Below are 16,038 nucleotides of genomic sequence, written 5' to 3' on the forward strand. Positions count from 1 at the left end.
CACAACCTTAATTCACATCTTTACCATTTTAACAGGTTCAGCATTCAGGTTACACTGTGAAAAAAATAGGTCCATAGGTTTCATTTGTTTTTAAATCAACATGGATCATCGAGGGATTAAATCTTGTGTTATGAATTTGGGTAATGCTAACCGTTTGCATGCCATTAGGCCTACGCATTAAAATATCGAAGGTCTTGTCTTCACCATGCTGTTTATTATGAAATCCTATCATGTCAAAACCCGATAGGCCGGAATTGCCAATAAGCCATTGGAAAAACCATTTTTCCCTTACTATTCGTTGTTCCGTAGTATACAAGGTGGGTGATGACCAAATTTTCGGTTTGTCTTTGTCCAGTTTGTTTAAGAAAGTGGATTCCCCGTTCCATATTAGTTCAAAAAACAATCGATCCTTTATCATCAAGAGTGTAAAAGGCTCCACTTGGTTAAAATCGAAATTTTCAATGAATACATTAAAATCATCGTATTCCAGGGATTCTATTACCATCTTCCCTTGGCTTATTACCTGTGTAGGCTTTTTTTGGGGCTTTTCAAAAGCCCCATTTAACAAACAAGCAACAGCTTCATTATTGCATCCGGCGATCCAGGTCCCACCAGAAAGTACATCCTTTGGATAGGTGATTTTTTTATCAGCATGGGGGTAAGCCATTGGTGGAAGGGTTTCTCTATTAATAAATTCATCCCTGCTCGAAGTCAGTAAATAGCCATCAGCCAGGGGAATATAGGTTAATGTAGACATTTGTTGAATACGGTTTTGCTTATTGCTAATTCTTTAACCTTTATTAGACGACGGTTATTTCGTTTCCTGACAAAAAAAATTGTTTTTTTATTTAAATGTGAAGTTTTGAGTGTTTATAAGAGAAGGATTTAGGCTTTGGTAATCTCCTGATTTGAGAAAAAAGTATCCCTGAAAATTCATCTTGTCTGGATTTAATCCACCAAACCTCCCATAGCCTGGTAAAAGCAGCCATTGAGTATAATAGCATTAGAGGTAATTAAGGAAATATTTTTAAACTATTTCCTGGTTAAAATGTAGCTTATAGGGTTTTATGCATGTGGTTGACACCGAATAAGGAAGCGGCATTTTAGTGATTGAATTTGAAGTCATTTCAGTGGATAATAGGAAGACTATTGTCAATTCAGTATTTAAAGTAAAAAGAAGATTAAAAGCGTTTTTGATTCGACTATTAATTTTTTATTTCAACTCTTTTTCAACATATTTTTTAAGCCTTCTAAGATTGATTTGGTTTAAAAACCTAAACATAATCGAAAAAACAGGAAGTAAAAATAGGTTTATTGCCCAATGTCTTGATTTGAAAAAATAATTTCCAATGCCTATACGTGTTGTTTTATCGTCCTTTTTTTCCAAATGGTAAAGGATGATGAAATCAATCTGAGGGCGCTTCATCCTCGCCCGTTCAAAAAATTTGATGCCCAAGTCGTTTGAAATCACATCCTCTATGGAAATTTCAAGTTGATTTGCCCCAAGCAAACATTCATGCGAGGATAGAATCCGGTTAATCTTTTGATCCCTTAAAGTGATTTTTTTTAAGCTTTTCATCCATTTAATCCGATGTTCAGGTTCTGCTAGCATTAGCAGTAGCTCTTTAGGGTGGGCGAGTATTTCCACCATCCTGCCAGTTTTTATTTGGGGAAAGGCAATGGAATTTCTTGGTGGCGGCTCTTCGATATTTTCTTTAAAGGAACGAAGTGTCCGGTAATAAAAAACCGTTTTAATCAAGCCTTCCAGTTTTTCTTCACTCATGCTGAGTGTCTTCAATTGATGCTCCTCTAGCTTTGCTGCTTTTATGAAATTTTCACTGAAAAGAATGTATTCTGATTGGTTGATACTGTTTTTCAAAAACCTATGGGCGACAATTACGTCTTCTCCCAGAAGTTTTTGGTGGCCACCTACCTGATACCTGGTAATGGTACCAGCGTGTAATATAAACTTTAAGGATAAATTTTCCGTGGAGTTACAGGCACCGCATTGGCAAATCCTATCTCTGGCATAATATTTTAGATGCTGATGAAATTTCTTAAAGATCGCAATACAGAGTAAGGTAAGTTTTTCAAAACCAGGGGTTGAATTGGTATTGTAAAAGAGAACGGCATCTCCTTCTATTTCCGAAACGGAAAATTCTTCACCTGTTTCTCTTATTATTAGTTCTAATAACTCAGTGATAATGTGTTGACTATGACTGATCTCAGTTTGTTTGATGAATTGGGTGAACCCGCTTATATCAGGAATAAAAATAATCCCATTGTTTGAATCCGTTATTGGGGAAAAAGCATGCATTGTGGGGATGTGGGGTTTACTTATTATCGAAAGAGATTACCAATTCGGCTAGATGTATTTAAAGAAGGAGAAAAATTAATTTTCTTCCACAAAATTACTTAATTTTTAAAGACATAAACTTAATTTTTGGGATGGAAAGTATAATAGGTAAATAAAAAAACGCTGATTGAAGGCATGGCTTTTCCTATTTTTTTAACATAATCTTACCCCGAATTTAGGTTAATGGTAAATGGGAATACTTTATTAGAATGGACGCTGGGATTGGAATTCCTGACAAAATAGTATTGTTTAAATCAACAAATCATTCAAGTGAATTCATACAGATTGGGAAATGATTATTTATAATGTATTGGCATCTCTTCTATATCAGGTAGTTGTATGTGTTTATGTAGTTACCAATCAGTTCTAAGTCTAATGGGGTGTTAGGATCATCACTCTATATCCTCAGTAAAAAAACTGTAGTCAAATTTCCATTGTATGGACTCGCCAGGCTCCAGTTCAAGTCTAATATAGGGTTCAGCGCAGTAAGTCCTTGGGTTGGCCCAATAAACAATTTTCTCCAAAGCTTTGTCCCCTTTGATCTTTACTCCGGCCCCAGTCTTGGTGTTCATTACAGAGAACTGATAGTCTTCAGGCAAATCTCTGAAACCCATAATACCGCTGGTATATACGCTTTCCCCATTTTTGAAATACCGGCTAAAGCTGATGGTACGGTCGGAAACTATTCCTAATGAATCAAAATTCACCACTTTCTTTTTTTCGCTATTGTCTAGGTGGATGTCATAAGGGAAGGTGGTTTTGATATTTGGTCCTGTAAGTTCCTGATCGATCACAAAGAAATTATGGTTGTAGACACTTGTTTTGATTGCTTTTTTCCCTGTATTCTTCAGCTCGTGTCTGATTTCAAGTAATGGTTTACTCTTTACCAATTCCACTATTTTGGTATACTGATAGGAATAGCCATCCGCATCTATTAATTCATGTGAAAACTCCACCCGGTTTTTATGCGTCTTCACCTTCCATTCCCCGCCATTTACCAATTCATAGGTACGGGAGAAGCGGTATTTTTCTTCCTTGATCTTCTTTAGGGCACCTATCCCAATTTTAACAAACACGCCACCTTCTTCTGCTTCATCATATCCTAGAGGAGAGAAATCTTCCACAGGCCCCATGATGGCATCATTTGTCATTGGATCATAATTTTTGAACCACTGCCCAAAATATTGGTGCCCTTTATATTCCAGGCTTGAAATTACTCCTGACCAATCGAAGCGAGAAGCACGGTAATAACCATTTTCATGATCTGGTAGGTAGAGGTTTGCTGTGACTATCCCATTACTGATTTCCGTTTGAGGAGGTTTGGCTAGCTTATTAAAGCCAGCAGCCATTATTAAAATACTTATAAGGCCTGCGATGGCATAGGATCTGCGCATGGTATTTGGGGTTGGGTAGGAGACAGTTTGTTCTACCGGAAATATACAATGTCTTTTTTATTTTGTAGTAAAATTGCTAGAAAAACAAGGTCGAAATGAGAGATCGGTGATGGAGTGATCCGTGATTGGGTGATAAGAGATGGAGTGATCAGTGATAGAGTGATAGGAGATGTGGTGATGGGAGTGGCGAGAAAATTTTTAGCCATCAATACTAAATCCACATATTTTTTTAAGTTGCTCACTTCATGGTTGCCTTCGACAGGCTCAGGCACCAGTCTTCGACAGGCTCAGGCACCATTACGGAAGTCGGATATGAGACTGTTCAGGTACCTTTGCCTTCGACAAGCTCAGGCACCGGTAGAGAAGTCCAGCAGGTAGAGAAGTCCAACAAGCCCAGGCACCGGTCGTTTGACAGGTTCAGACACCGTTTATAGATTATTGAAGAGTATACGTTAAAAAACAATTAACAATTAACAATTAACCATTAAACCAAATAACACCTATTTTCCCCATCTTATTGCTATTTTTGTAATCAATCCATAATGGAACTTAAAATGAAAAACACTTTCCCATTAAATTCACTTTTCTTCTTTGGTCTGGCCATGCTGATTTTCGGTTGTAAGCAGGACAAAGAGGTGGAACCATTGCCGCCAAATATTATATTGGTAATGACAGATGACCAGGGATATGGCGACATTTCTGCCAATGGAAGTCCGGATGTTTCTACGCCAAATATGGATAAGTTGAAATCTCAGAGCATTAGTTTGGAAGATTTTCAGGTCAGTCCTACTTGTGCGCCTACAAGATCTGCCATTATGAGTGGGCGACATCCTTTTAAAAATGGCATTACGCATACTATTCTGGAAAGAGAAAGAATGGCGCTAGGTCTAACTACCTTGCCTCAGGTATTGAAACGGGGAGGTTATACCAGTGGTATATTTGGAAAATGGCATTTGGGCGATGAACAGGAGTACCAACCCGATAGTCGTGGATTTGACGAGGTGTTTATACATGGTGCTGGCGGTATAGGTCAGGCTTATGCGGGTTCCTGTGCCGATGCTCCTGGAAATGGTTATTTCGATCCCGTTATCAAACACAATGGCACCTTTGTGAAAACGGAAGGGTTTTGTACCGATGTGTTTTTTACACAGGCCTTGTCCTGGATAAAGCAAAAATCCTCCACAGAGGAACCGTTTTTTGCTTATATAACCACCAATGCACCTCACGGTCCTTTTATAGCTCCTGAAGAATACAAGCAAAAATTCATCGATCAGGGTTACCCAACAGATGCCCAGGGGTTTTATGGAATGATCGAAAACGTGGACCATAACTTGGGTATATTGATGGATAAACTAGATGCCTGGGGCATTGCCGACAATACCATTTTGATTTTTATGTCGGACAATGGAAAAACTTATGGTGGTTACAATACCGTGCATGGAGAAACCTACAATGCAGGGATGAAAGGGTTTAAGGGAAGTGTTTACGAAGGAGGAACAAGAGTTCCCTTCTTTATCCGGTGGCCCAATAAATTCAATAAAGGCAAAGAAGTAGATGTGATGCTTAATCATTATGACATGATGCCCACCTTTGCAGAAATTGCCAATATTGATATCTCTGACCTTCCGGATCTGGATGGTCAAAGCTTCCTTCCTTATTTGAATAATGACAGCATTCAATCTGAAGACAGGTTTCGATTCTTTCATGAGGGTAGATGGCCATTAAATCCAGACAATATTACAGACCAGGAAGGCACTGAACGTTGGGTAGGAACCGCAGAAACGTCGAACCCTGACAGTTCAAAATTCAAGAAATATGCGGTTAGAAACGAACAGTATAGATTTGTGAAAAACAGTGAATTGTATGATTTGGATCAAGATCCTGGAGAAACAAATAATATCGCAGCAGAGCATCCTGAGCTCATCCAACAAATGAGAGAAGCCTATGGGATTTGGTGGGATGAGGTGCGACCTTTAATGGTTAACGAAACAGCACCTTTAGCAAAAGAGAAACCTTTTTGGGTGGAATATGAAAAACAAAAGGAAGCTGAGGGGATCAAAGATTGGGTAAAACCTGAGTTAAATTAAGCTTTAAGGACTTCATAAAACTTGAAGGGATGACCATAAAGCCCCAATGAGGCGAAGTAAGTCTTCGGTTCATTGGAGCTGTTTTTGATACAATAAAAAGGTGTCGATGACAATACCATTGTGAGATAAGTCCTGTCTACACTTATTTCAATTGGTGGTTAAGAATATTCAATTGAGCGTCGTTTGCTGACATCACTTGATTTTTTATTGCGTAATTCAGGTTTTTAATTTACACTTGCCACATTGAATATTTTTTCTGTGACAATAATTTTCACCATAATACGAGACTCTTTAAACTGAAAAAAATGAAAATTGACAAGAAGTTCAATCAATTGAGCAAAGAGGAATATTTTTACTTTATAGACAATTATAAGAAATACTCAGATTTCAATACCTTAGGATTGTACCGTTCCATTTGTGAGAATGAAAACCTTGAATTAAGGGATCAAATTGAGGTAAGAGATTATGCCAATGAAGTATTCGGGAAAACATTCAATTTTTATCAACTAAAAGACCCCAGAACCCATTTTGACTTAACAACATTAGGGCTTGAGCTGACCGTTGCTGACGAAAGACAAATCTGGAGTGATATCAGCTTCAATCAAGAAAAAATACTTTCCGACAAAAAAATTAAACACAGGAATTTTGGCGAGTACTCCAAGCACAATTGTGGACATGAGGATTGCCCTTACAATGGTTTAATGATAAAGCAAGGCTCATGGTTTGCAGAAGCAAGTATGCACTTCAAATCTGATAAAAAGGAAGGTGCTGCAAAAATAAAATCGAAGCGAACTAAAAAGCAAAGGAGAATGAAACACCAAATAATAAGGGATGAATTTGAGGATTAAAAAATCTAAGATTAAGGTTCATATTTTCCATGAAGCAGTGGCATGGGTGTATTTTTTCAATTTCCATATATTTTTAAACCTGAATAATTCAATAGGATAGGTAGTGACTTGACTCAACCGGTAAGCGTTTTAATTATGCAATTGAATGTTTGTTGACTATTTAGGTTAATATATTTAAATTGAATGATGTTTAGCAAACAATGACAGAACTTGAGAAGTACATTCACACCTATTTTAGTGTTAACAAGGAGGATTTATCAAAAATTAGCTCGTTTTTCAAACCAGTAGCCTTTAAAAAGGGAGACTATTTTGTTAAAACTGGAAGGCATTCAGACAGGCTTGGATTTGTCCAAACAGGTATTGTAAGAGAATTCGTTTTCATTGATGACAAAGAAATAACCAAGTGGATTTCCACTAAGGGCTATTTTGTAGTTGACCTGGCCAGTTTTATGTTTAAAATCCCAGCTCGATGGAATATACAAGCATTGACGGATTGCGAATTGTATATCATTAACGACAAGGACTACCAAAAAATAGGAGAGCTGATTCCGCGCTGGAAGGAATTGGAAAAACTATTTATAGCAAAATGTTTTACCGTTTTGGAAGATAGGGTTATCACGCATCTATCTATGACAGCAGAAGAAAGGTACAATCACCTTTTTGATTTTAATAAGGAGCTGTTTAATCAGGTGCCTTTGCAATATCTTGCTTCTATGCTTGGTATGACACCGGAAACATTAAGCAGAATCAGGAAAAAAGCAGTAGGCGCTACTTCTTGATTTATTGAAGGAAAAATCAGAAAAGAAAAGCAATGACAATTGAAGATTTAGGATACAATAGGAAAATTGCTGATTACCGAAAAGAAAACAAGCTGGACTCCTTTGGTGTTGGAAGAGTCACTTCGGAGCATAAAGACCGATATACAGTCAAAACCGAAACGGATGAATTCGATGCTGAGCTTATAGGTAATTTAAGGTTTACGGCCACCAATAGGCCTGACCTACCAGCGGTAGGGGATTGGGTAGCAATCTCAGAATACGATGACAATAAAGCGCTTATTCATGCTGTATTTCCAAGAAAATCGATTGTAGAAAGAAAAGCTGTTGGCCAGTTTGGAGAGACCCAAATAATAGCTACAAATGTTGATTTTGGACTGATTATTCAATCTGTAAACAGAGACTTTAGCATCAATCGTTTGGAACGTTACCTGACCATTTGTAACGCTTTCAAAATTGAACCCATTGTCGTTTTAAGTAAAATTGATTTAGTTGAGAAACAGCAGTTAGAAGAAATATTAACTCAAGTAAAAGCAAGAATTAAAGACGTCCCCTTAATTGCCATTAGTAATCAATCCCAAATGGGTATTGATCAGTTAAAATCTAAATTGATAAAAGGTAAAACCTATTGTTTATTGGGTTCATCAGGTGTTGGGAAATCTACCCTTATTAATGTTTTATCGAATACCAATCTGATGGAAACGGGAGACATTAGTGAGCGCATTGATCGCGGGAAACATGTTACAAGCCATAGAGCCTTAATGGTGCTAGACGTTGGGATACTTATTGACAATCCTGGAATGAGAGAAGTTGGGATCACCAATATTTCGGATGGGCTTGAAGTGACTTTTGATGAAATAATGCGTCTTGCCAAAGATTGCAAATACAATGATTGTACCCATACCAATGAAACTGGATGCGCAGTTTTGCTGGCATTGGAAAATCAAACATTAGACCACGATTCCTATGCGAATTTCATGAAAATGGAAAAAGAAAAAATGCACTTTGAATCCAATGCAAGAGAGAGAAAAAAGAAGGACAAGGATTTCGGTAAAATGATTAAGAAGGTGAAAAAGCAAAGGAAAGACAATAAATACTAGAATATTTTTGGGAGAGTATTTCTTAGAAACAAGCCTTAAACCAAAATAGGCAACAGCTTATTGCGTAATTTCGTCCAACGCTTTCTGGAAGAACCGATGGAATCAATAGCCATGAATTTCAATCCATAGATTTGAGAAATGCATAAGAAACAATTTTGGCGGTATTTTTGCTTTTTTTCTGCAACAATGCTGACAAAATCTCTTAAGTTAACATCATTACTTTTTTGCCGATATCATAGAGTTCACCTACTTCGTTAAAGGTTTAGGTTTTTCCTGATGGATGTTTACCCGTAATTTTTTATCCGAATTGGCAGCCCTGGAAGGGCGTAATAGGATAGCCACGGGTGTAGCCCGTGGTTCAGTGGATACGCATTAAACGATTTTGGCGGCATTGTTGCTTTTTTTCTGCAACAATGCTGACAAAATCTCGAATACCTTATTCGGGCCAAAATAAAAATTTTACGAATTAGAGTTGAATTGAATTTCAGTACCTTTGACCTCCGAAACAAACATTGCCAGGAACAGAGCCGTCTTGTACACGACACCAATCAAATCAATGGAATTCAATATAGAAAAAGGTCGCCTAAGCAAAGATCAAATTGATCAATGCATCGCCATATTAGAAACATTAAACAATGACACCGACCAAATATTCAATATTCCATTGGATCGAAGAATTGAATTAATCACTCAGGCAGGCAGACTCTCAAGGCCTCAAAAAGAGGAGTTGATCAAGCGTAAGAAAAACGCGAAGAAGAAAGTCAAAAAGGAAACGGCTGACAGTCATAAACAAGCACGAAACAATACAGGAATTCGGAGTGCCAGAGAAGCAATTGTATTTGTTGCACCTAAAATGATAACATCGAATGGTGAACAGAAAAAGCCTGTTCCAGTAACTGTTGCTCCACGAGAATGTTACGTGTGTAAGGAGGTTTTCACCACCCTGCATCACTTTTATGACACCATGTGTGGGCCCTGTGGCGACTTTAATTATGCCAAGCGCTTTCAAACCGCAGACCTAACAGGACAAGTTGTGCTTGTTACGGGCTCTCGCCTGAAAATTGGGTACCACATTAGTTTAATGATGTTACGGGCAGGTGCCACGGTAATTGCGACGACACGATTCCCAGTAGATGCTGCTTTGCGTTTTGCCAAAGAGGAGGACTTTAAAACATGGGGACATAGGCTTAAAATTCATGGATTGGACCTCAGGCATATTCCCAGCGTAGAACTGTTTTGTAATTTTATAGAGCAACAATATGACAGGTTGGATGTACTGATCAATAATGCTGCGCAGACCGTTAGGCGTCCCGCAGGTTTTTACCAGCATCTATTGCCAAATGAAGCGCTTTCCTATGCTGAATTTTCTTCTTCTGTAAAAGATTTGCTATCAGACTATGAAGCCTGCCTGCAAGAGTTAGGAGCAAGCGGTGCAATGCTTGAAGATTCTAACAGAAACCTACCCGTAACCTGGCATGGAAAGCAAGTTGGTATTGGCTTGACTGCTTCAGCCAAATTATCCCAAATTGCCTATACGATTGACCATGCTTTGACGTCTGAGGAAGTTTTCCCAATAGGTAAGATGGATGCGGATTTGCAACAAGTCGATTTGAGAAAGACCAATAGCTGGAGGTTAAAATTAGGGGAGATTCATACCAATGAAATGTTAGAAGTGCAGCTTGTCAATTCTATTGCCCCTTTTGTGCTCTGCAATCGTTTGGTTCATGTGATGAAAAAAGACAACACGGGTAAGAAACACATCATCAATGTTTCTGCCATGGAAGGGAAATTCCATAAATACCACAAAGAATCTCGCCATCCACACACCAATATGGCCAAAGCCGCATTGAACATGATGACCCTTACTTCAGCAGCAGATTTTGCCAAGTATGGGATCTATACCAATGCAGTAGATACGGGATGGGTAACAGACGAAGATCCAATTGAGTTGGCCAGGAAGAAAGAAGAAATCCATGACTTTCAGCCTCCTTTAGACATTGTTGACGGTGCAGCCCGGGTGATGGATCCTTTGTTCGATGGGATCAATACTGGAAAACACTGGACTGGGAAATTCCTGAAAGACTTTAAGCCAACAAGTTGGTAACGATACGATTTACCATAAGATTATGCTACCAAGGATAGCAGTCTAAAATTTTTGTGGCTAAGCATTTCAAAATAGATAGGAGGGCATTGGGATTAAGTTTATTCTATAATTTATGGAAAGGTTGAGTGTTTTTTCTTCCTTAAGGCCTATTTAGCACCAAATGATAGGTAGTAAATGGTTACTTCATGATTTTTAGCATGTTACCCCCTTTAAAAGAAATGATTGATTGTTGCGATTAATCAATTTTTTATTTTTATGCATAGTATAATTTTCAATTCTATGACTTTTTCATGATACTTTTTACTGATATTGAAATTTGAATCTTTAGTTTGAATGAGAAAAGTTTTTTACTGTCGTCCGACTAAATTATCAAATTTAAAATAAAGTGGTCATACTGAATTTAAAAAGACTTTATTTATGATTTTAAAAAAGTACCCCTACCCTGAGAACATTAATTGGGTTTGGGTATTATTTAGATTTTTTTGAAATATACTTTTAAAATAAGCCTCGGAATAGACCAAAAACTTTTCTAGACTGACATAAGAGCATAAATTTTTTGCCGCTACCATCACCATTGTGGAAAAATCCTCCGCCTCCTTTATTCTCTTATGGAGTACTGTAAAGAGTAAATTCAGTATCAATGCCACCCATATCTGGATTTTGATCCCGTTCTCGCTGTCCGACAAAAAATATTTAAGCTCAAAATTTTGCTTAATCTGCTTAAAAAGAACTTCAATGATCCACCTGTTTTTGTAAAGTAAAGCTATAGTCAGGGCATTGTGTCCCATCAGGTTAGTGATAAACTCCAGTTTTTCACCGCTTTCTGGGTCAATGTAACTTACCAATCTAGCCTTAACTGTCCGAGAAACACCCTTCTCTCTGTAATTCAGGGAGATAAGTTGGTCTGAAATAACATCTTTGCTATGGGAACAGTCAAAGTCCCGAATCACTCCATATCGGGCATTATCTTTTTTTCGAGTTACAAAATACCTGTTAGAGCTACTCCACTTTTCAAAGCATGAATAGCGGTTATAACCTTTGTCGAATACCGCTATTCCATGTTCTGGAAGTTCCATAACTTTTAAAAACATGTTTTCATTAGTGGCTGCCGAACGGATGCAAATATAATTGGGAACTCCTTCTGCCAGGTTCATCTTGGCAAATACTTTAGCTCCTCCTTTCTTCTTCCCCTTTAAAGGGTTTCGACCAGCTCCCTTGAGTATCTCCTTAAAAAGCGTAATTGTTGTGGAATCAAAAACTTCCACGCAACTGGGATCTACTTCTCCGCCAATATCCAACCAATTACCCTGAAGTTTCTTTTTATAATGAGCGAAGAGTCTTGAATAGAGTACTGCAAAAACCTTATTGTCCCGTTTACGGTTAGCGTCAGAAAGTGTGCTCTTTGCCGGCAACTGCTTGATTCCAAATGGAATCAGCTTTTGGGCTATCAAGGAAATATTCTTACAAACTTCCCTGAGGCTACTGTTTCTAGTCAAAACGGCATAGAACATGCAGATAAAGTGATCTATAGATTTCAGTTTCTTATAATACCGATCACTATTTTCCTGTTCCACAACTTGGCTAAAAATATCTTTTGGAATCATAGATAAAAGCTGGGCTATAATAGGGTGTCCCGACAGAAAATTATTCTTATCTTGCTTCATATTGTTATTTTTTGGTCGAAACAACAATATAAAAAAGATGGGATAGCTCCAAAGAGCTTCCCATCTTTAATTTTGTACTATTTATAGATTAATTTATTTAACCTATTTTTGTTCTCGGACGACAGTAAAAGTTTTTAAGAAAAAAGTGCCGCCTTCTAGACTATCGAAAGTCAATCCGTAGCAAATACTTAGCTACACCCAATGGTTGAAAATTTGGTTTTTTGAATTTTTTTGTTGTAAAACATTGGTCAACCTGCGTTGGACAATAACTATTCAATCATTTTTACGAATGGCAGGAAATAAATTGTTGATGTTATTTAATCAGGAAAGGCTAGATCATTTTAGCTTTTCCAAAAAAGGAAGTTTTAAACATTTAGCGTGTCCTGAGGGAGGAGTGATCAGTAGGGAATCTACGCCAAAATTCATCTTAATTCACCATTTAAAATAAAAATGTTATAAAAATGTTTGTGATTGAGTCAAGTAGTTTATAATTTTCATAGCTTAATGAATTCAAAACAATTCTATGTTATTTAATATTTAACCTAATTTATGGATTTTAATAACCAAGCTGATGAGTAGAAAATTACCTAAAAATTTAAAATTAAAGTGTGGATTATTTGTCCTTGCTTTATCCGTACAATTTTTGACACTGGGATTTTCCTGGGCTGCTGAAAAGAAGACGGACTATAGGAATGATGCTGCAATAAAAGTTGTAAATAATGAACCATTAGACAACAATAATTTTATTGTGGACATCACCGTTACCGGTACCGTAACGGATACCGATGGGGAAACCATTCCTGGTGTTACTGTATTCGTTCCTGGAACTACCACAGGAACTGCCACTGACTTAATGGGGAAATATACCATTACTGTACCTGAAGATGCAACTTTGTCTTTTTCCTATATTGGGTACGTTACCCAAAGTATTGCCGTAGGGAACAGAACGGTTTTGGATGTAGTATTAGAAGAGGATGTAACCTCAATGGATGAGATTGTTGTGATTGGTTACGGTACGGCAAAGAAAAGTGATCTTACCGGATCTGTAGCAAGAATCTCTATGAAAGACAAGGCAAATCAGGCAAATGTGAACCTCTTTCAGGCATTAATAGGTGCTTCTGCAGGAGTAAACCTTGAAGGAAGGGGAGGAGCATCAAGTGAGCCTGAACTTTCAATAAGAGGTAAAACTTCCCTATCTGCTTCAGACGGTCCCTTGATAGTTATGGATGGTGTGATTTACAATGGAAGCATATCCAACATCAACGTCAATGATGTGGAAACAATTGATATCTTGAAGGATGCCAGTGCTGCTGCTGTTTATGGATCAAGGTCTGCCAACGGTGTCTTGTTGATAACCACCAAAAAAGGTACCTCCGAAAAACCGGTGATTTCATTTGGAATGTATACTGGCTTCCAGGACATGACCAATAACGATATGAGAGTAATGAATGGGGACGAGTTTGCAAATCGTTTGGTTGATTGGGATCATCAGAGTAAAGTTTACAATTGGTATAAAACCAATCCTACAAGTGCGGAAGGAAGACCACAAAGAGCTGATTTAACCAACAGAGAAACAGTAGGCTCTTATTTGAAAACTTTTGAAGAGCAACAAAATTATCTTGCTGGCAATGAAATTAACTGGGTAGATCAGGTTTTACAGGTTGCTCCGATGCAAAATTACAACTTGAGTCTTCAGGGTATGACTGAACGGTCCACCTATTATGTTTCTGGTTCTTTTACAGATGTTGAAGGAATTCAGAAAAATGATAAGTTCAAACGCTTTACACTACGTAGTAATGTAGAGAGTGAGATAACAGATTGGCTAACTTTTGGATTGAATGTGTCCTATAGTTCCAGGGATAATTCAGGAATTCCAACCAGTCTATCGAATGCAAGGGATGCAAGTCCATTGGTCAATAATTATATCGGAGAGCCTAATTACGACATTTTCCTAGGAGGAGAATTGTTCCAGCCTTACCCGCTGGTGTACAAGTACATTGATAATTCTGATATCGACAATGAGCTTTTTGCTGTTGGAAGAATCAAGGTTAAAGTGCCTTGGATTGAAGGCTTAAATTATGAGTTTAATTATTCTCAGGTATACGCCAACAGGAATAACAATACCTTTCATTCAAGTACTACTCCTCAAGGAGTATCAAATAGAGGTTTGGCTATAAAGAACCCTTCTGAATCCACAGACTTTAACATTAACAATATAGTTAGTTATTCTAAAGGTTTTGGAGACCATCAGATAAATTCTACTTTCCTATTCAGTAGAGAAGGAAGAAGTGGAAATTCTTCTACTCTTACTGCTTCAGGGTTTGAAAATGAAATCCTTGGTTATAATAATATTGGTTTGGCTGAGGTCATCACAGGTGAATCAGACGCTTATGAAGAAAATAGTCTTGCCTATATGGCTCGTGTCAATTATAGTTTCCAATCCAAGTATATGTTTACTGGTACGGTACGTAGGGATGGATTTTCAGGCTTTGGTGCTGGAAATAAATGGGCAACTTTCCCATCTGCATCCTTGGCTTGGGTAGCTTCTGATGAACCATTCCTTGAGAATTTGGGCGTCTATTTGAAATTAAGAACCTCCTATGGAAAAAATGGTAACCAAGGGATTGGCAGGTATTCAAGTTTGTCAAGAATGGGGACCAGGTATTATGTTTATGGACAATCAACAGCTATAGGGCTTTATCCAAGTAATCTTGGAAATGAAAACCTCGCTTGGGAAACGACTACTTCGTATAACTTAGGTCTGGATTTTGGTTTGTGGCAAAATAGAATTACAGGCTCATTCAATGCCTATACTGCAAACACAACAGATGTTTTGGTCGAAAGACAACTGCCAAGAACGGCAGGTTATGAAAATATATGGACGAATATAGGAGGCATTAAAAACAAAGGGGTAGAGTTTGATTTGAGAACCATCAATATGGATGGACTGTTAAGATGGGAGACCAATTTCACCTTTGCTTTGAATAGGGATGAAATCACCAAATTGTATGGTGGCGAGAACGACAATGACATCGGGAACGGCTGGTTTGTGGGCGAGTCCCTTAGTGCACTATACGATTATGAAATGGCCGGAGGAGTTTGGACTGAAGAAGAGTTTTTTAGTGGAAATACGCTAGATGGATGGTATCCAGGTCAATTCCGTTATGTTGATCAGAACGGTGATGGAGGCATAGATCCAACAAATGACAGAAAGGTAATTGGAAACGAATCCCCAAGTTATCGTTTCAGTATCAACAACTCCTTTACTTATAATAATTTCACCCTTTCAGTTTTTATTAATTCCATTCAGGGAGGAAAAAATTATTATTTAGCGGACAATGCTGCAATTATCAACCCTCTGTTTTATTTCCCGGATAGAAGAAATAATTCAGCAGTAAATCCATACTGGACACCAGAAAATCCAACAACGAATACCACAGGTATTTATAATGTGCCACAGCGTCAAAGTGGGGTTTATCAAAGCAGAAGTTTTGTAAGGATACAAGACATCTCCCTTGGTTATACTTTCGGACAAAACTTTCTGAATAAATTAAATTTACAGTCAGCTCAGGTTTATATCGCAAGCAAAAACCCTTATGTATTCACAAATTGGCAAGGTTGGGATCCGGAAACGGGTGTAAGTGATACTCCGCTTATGAGAAATTTCATTTTAGGTTTGAATCTTAGCCTATAAGTAATCAGCTTATTA

The 16,038-nt window shown here is 37.7% G+C and carries 11 protein-coding genes; 7 read left to right on the forward strand and 4 right to left on the reverse strand.

All coding sequences use genetic code 11. The annotated features are described in order from the left end of the window. Window positions 1–49 precede the first annotated feature (49 nt). The 3 genes from AC0L7T_RS13295 to AC0L7T_RS13305 all read right to left on the reverse strand — a co-directional run bounded on the left by AC0L7T_RS13295 (window position 50) and on the right by AC0L7T_RS13305 (window position 3,750). Window positions 50–757, reverse strand: coding sequence for an NRDE family protein (locus tag AC0L7T_RS13295; protein WP_473343147.1), 708 nt, complete (start codon window positions 755–757; stop codon window positions 50–52). A gap of 456 nt (window positions 758–1,213) precedes the next feature. Next, entirely contained in the window at window positions 1,214–2,317 is a 1,104-nt protein-coding gene (locus AC0L7T_RS13300; RefSeq protein WP_473343148.1) for a DUF2652 domain-containing protein, read from the reverse strand. A gap of 431 nt (window positions 2,318–2,748) precedes the next feature. Next, the gene (locus AC0L7T_RS13305) at window positions 2,749–3,750 is read right to left on the reverse strand and encodes a hypothetical protein (RefSeq protein WP_473343149.1); all 1,002 of its coding nucleotides are present in this window, start codon (window positions 3,748–3,750) and stop codon (window positions 2,749–2,751) included. Window positions 3,751–3,864: 114 nt separating this feature from the next. On the opposite strand from AC0L7T_RS13305, the gene AC0L7T_RS13310 reads away from it, so the two are divergent. The 6 genes from AC0L7T_RS13310 to AC0L7T_RS13335 all read left to right on the forward strand — a co-directional run bounded on the left by AC0L7T_RS13310 (window position 3,865) and on the right by AC0L7T_RS13335 (window position 10,665). Beyond that, window positions 3,865–4,128, forward strand: coding sequence for a hypothetical protein (locus AC0L7T_RS13310; RefSeq protein ID WP_473343150.1), 264 nt, complete (start codon window positions 3,865–3,867; stop codon window positions 4,126–4,128). Between the two features lie 176 nt (window positions 4,129–4,304). After that, on the forward strand, window positions 4,305–5,837 hold the full coding sequence (locus tag AC0L7T_RS13315) for an arylsulfatase (protein ID WP_473343151.1): 1,533 nt from the start codon (window positions 4,305–4,307) through the stop codon (window positions 5,835–5,837). Between the two features lie 305 nt (window positions 5,838–6,142). Then, a complete protein-coding gene (locus AC0L7T_RS13320) occupies window positions 6,143–6,685 on the forward strand; it encodes a hypothetical protein (RefSeq protein ID WP_473343152.1) in 543 nt (180 codons plus the stop codon). 200 nt (window positions 6,686–6,885) lie between these two features. Beyond that, complete coding sequence (locus tag AC0L7T_RS13325; protein ID WP_473343153.1) at window positions 6,886–7,464, forward strand: Crp/Fnr family transcriptional regulator; 579 nt, start codon at window positions 6,886–6,888, stop codon at window positions 7,462–7,464. 32 nt (window positions 7,465–7,496) lie between these two features. Further along, window positions 7,497–8,561 carry a ribosome small subunit-dependent GTPase A gene (gene rsgA / locus AC0L7T_RS13330; protein WP_473343154.1) on the forward strand — a complete coding sequence of 355 codons (1,065 nt, stop codon included), beginning with the start codon at window positions 7,497–7,499 and terminating at the stop codon, window positions 8,559–8,561. A 556-nt stretch (window positions 8,562–9,117) separates the two neighbouring features. After that, a complete protein-coding gene (locus tag AC0L7T_RS13335) occupies window positions 9,118–10,665 on the forward strand; it encodes an SDR family NAD(P)-dependent oxidoreductase (RefSeq protein ID WP_473343155.1) in 1,548 nt (515 codons plus the stop codon). A gap of 437 nt (window positions 10,666–11,102) precedes the next feature. Here AC0L7T_RS13335 and AC0L7T_RS13340 read toward each other — a convergent pair whose 3' ends face one another. Then, complete coding sequence (locus tag AC0L7T_RS13340; protein ID WP_473343156.1) at window positions 11,103–12,329, reverse strand: IS4 family transposase; 1,227 nt, start codon at window positions 12,327–12,329, stop codon at window positions 11,103–11,105. A gap of 571 nt (window positions 12,330–12,900) precedes the next feature. Here AC0L7T_RS13340 and AC0L7T_RS13345 point away from each other — a divergent pair. Further along, window positions 12,901–16,023 carry a SusC/RagA family TonB-linked outer membrane protein gene (locus tag AC0L7T_RS13345; protein WP_473343157.1) on the forward strand — a complete coding sequence of 1,041 codons (3,123 nt, stop codon included), beginning with the start codon at window positions 12,901–12,903 and terminating at the stop codon, window positions 16,021–16,023. Window positions 16,024–16,038: the final 15 nt, after the last annotated feature.

The sequence above is a fragment of the Cyclobacterium sp. 10D3-21 genome (assembly GCF_055809755.1).

Excerpts from the sequence above, each read along its gene's own strand:
- AC0L7T_RS13345 (WP_473343157.1), top strand. The coding sequence starts at position 12,901 with ATGAGTAGAAAATTACCTAAAAATTTAAAATTAAAGTGTGGATTATTT.
- AC0L7T_RS13335 (WP_473343155.1), top strand. The coding sequence starts at position 9,118 with ATGGAATTCAATATAGAAAAAGGTCGCCTAAGCAAAGATCAAATTGAT.
- AC0L7T_RS13340 (WP_473343156.1), bottom strand. The coding sequence starts at position 12,329 with ATGAAGCAAGATAAGAATAATTTTCTGTCGGGACACCCTATTATAGCC.
- AC0L7T_RS13305 (WP_473343149.1), bottom strand. The coding sequence starts at position 3,750 with ATGCGCAGATCCTATGCCATCGCAGGCCTTATAAGTATTTTAATAATG.
- AC0L7T_RS13295 (WP_473343147.1), bottom strand. The coding sequence starts at position 757 with ATGTCTACATTAACCTATATTCCCCTGGCTGATGGCTATTTACTGACT.
- rsgA (WP_473343154.1), top strand. The coding sequence starts at position 7,497 with ATGACAATTGAAGATTTAGGATACAATAGGAAAATTGCTGATTACCGA.
- AC0L7T_RS13300 (WP_473343148.1), bottom strand. The coding sequence starts at position 2,317 with ATGCATGCTTTTTCCCCAATAACGGATTCAAACAATGGGATTATTTTT.
- AC0L7T_RS13315 (WP_473343151.1), top strand. The coding sequence starts at position 4,305 with ATGAAAAACACTTTCCCATTAAATTCACTTTTCTTCTTTGGTCTGGCC.
- AC0L7T_RS13325 (WP_473343153.1), top strand. The coding sequence starts at position 6,886 with ATGACAGAACTTGAGAAGTACATTCACACCTATTTTAGTGTTAACAAG.
- AC0L7T_RS13320 (WP_473343152.1), top strand. The coding sequence starts at position 6,143 with ATGAAAATTGACAAGAAGTTCAATCAATTGAGCAAAGAGGAATATTTT.